At 65.1% G+C, this 1,669-nt stretch carries 2 protein-coding genes; both read left to right on the top strand.

Annotated elements, in window-relative coordinates; translation table 11 throughout:
- On the top strand, positions 1–641 hold a 641-nt coding region (locus EN742_RS34270; RefSeq protein WP_148670497.1), incomplete at its 5' end, for an ATP-binding cassette domain-containing protein.
- 64 nt (positions 642–705) lie between these two features.
- Positions 706–1,545, top strand: a complete 840-nt coding sequence (locus EN742_RS34265; RefSeq protein ID WP_126056961.1) for an alkaline phosphatase family protein — start codon at positions 706–708, stop codon at positions 1,543–1,545.
- Positions 1,546–1,669: the final 124 nt, after the last annotated feature.

The following is a 1,669-nucleotide window of genomic DNA, read 5'->3' as shown; positions in this document are numbered from 1 at the left end:
AGCAGGGCGGCATCGTCTTCGATGGCCGCACGCTCGGCAACAAGCTCGCCGATCGGCCGAAAGAGGACCTGCGCCAGCTGCAGATGATCTATCAGATGGCCGACGTGGCGATGAATCCGCGCCAGACCGTCGGCACCATCATCGGCCGGCCGCTCGAATTCTATTTCGGCATACGCGGCAGCGAGCGCGACCGGCGCGTCGCCGAGCTGCTCGACAAGATCGAGATGGGCAAGGGCTTCGTCGACCGCTACCCGGCGGAGCTCTCCGGCGGCCAGAAGCAGCGCGTCTGCATCGCCCGCTCGCTCGCCGCCAAGCCGAAGCTGATCATCTGCGACGAGGTGACGTCGGCGCTCGACCCGCTGGTGGCCCATGGTATCCTCGAGCTTCTGCTCGGACTGCAGAAGGAAGAGGGCGTCGCCTATCTGTTCATCACCCACGACCTCGCCACGGTGAAGTCGATCGCCGATTCGATCGCGGTGATGTATCGCGGCGAGGTGGTGCGCTACGGCGCCAAAAGCAAGGTGCTGTCGCCGCCCTTCGACGCCTACACCGATCTTTTGCTATCCTCCGTCCCCGAAATGGAGATCGGCTGGCTGGAGAAGGCGATCAAGGGCCGGCGCATGGCGAGCGCGGGCAACTAGGACGCTCCTCGCGCGTCTGGGACGCCCCAGACGCCGTCTCCCGCAAGACCGCATGGAGCCACCCGTGGCGCTCGCGACCAAGCTTCTGCTCATCATCCTTGACGGCGTGCCCTACCGGAACTGGCGCCGGCTGATGGGCAATCTCGAGGGCTGGGTTCAGTCGGGCGAGGCGCGGGTCTGGAAGATGCGCTCGGTGCTGCCGTCGACCTCGGCCTGCTGCTATGCCTCGATCCACACCGGGGTTGCGCCGCAGGTGCATGGCATCCTCTCCAACGAGAACCGGTTCAGGGTCCAGCAGCCGGACATCTTCTCCGAGGTCAGCAAGGCCAGCGGCAAGACGGGTGCCGTCACCCATTCCTATTGGTCGGAATTCTTCCGCTCCTGTCCGTTCGACCTCATCGAGGACATGGAATTCGACGAGCCGGGCGGGTCGATCACCCATGGCCGCTTCCACACCATGACCGGCTACAACGCCAGGAACCAGATGACGCCGAGCGATGTCGACCTGTTCGCGACGCTGACCATGCTGACCAGGCGCCACGGCATCGATTACGGCATCTTGCACACCTGCACGCTGGATTCGATGGGCCATCGCTTCGGCCATGACTGCCACGAGATGGACCATGCCGTCTATGCGATGGACGCGATGCTCGCCGCCTTCCTGCCGGTCTGGCGGCAAGCCGGCTACGAAGTGATCGTCACCGCCGACCATGGCCAGACCGACCGCGGCCATCATGGCGGCCACGACGACGAGATGCAGGATTTCGCCCTGTACTATTTCGGTCCGGGCAAGGGTCCCGAGCCAGACACGCTGCTGGACCAGTTGCAGCTGGCGCCGACGGTGCTGAAGCGCCTCGGCGTGCCAGTTCCGGCAACGATGAGGGCGAAGGCGTTTTTGGAGTGAAACGCGGCGTTGGCGCCCCCTCTCCCCGTCACTATACGGGGAGAGGGTAAGGGTGAGGGGCAGCGCCAACATCGACAATTGCCAACGCCGGCGCCGCCCCTCATCCGCCTGCCGGCACCTTCTC

This window comes from Mesorhizobium sp. M4A.F.Ca.ET.020.02.1.1, assembly GCF_004022645.1.
Classification (GTDB): domain Bacteria; phylum Pseudomonadota; class Alphaproteobacteria; order Rhizobiales; family Rhizobiaceae; genus Mesorhizobium.
This window is presented reverse-complemented; position numbering and strand designations above follow the sequence as displayed.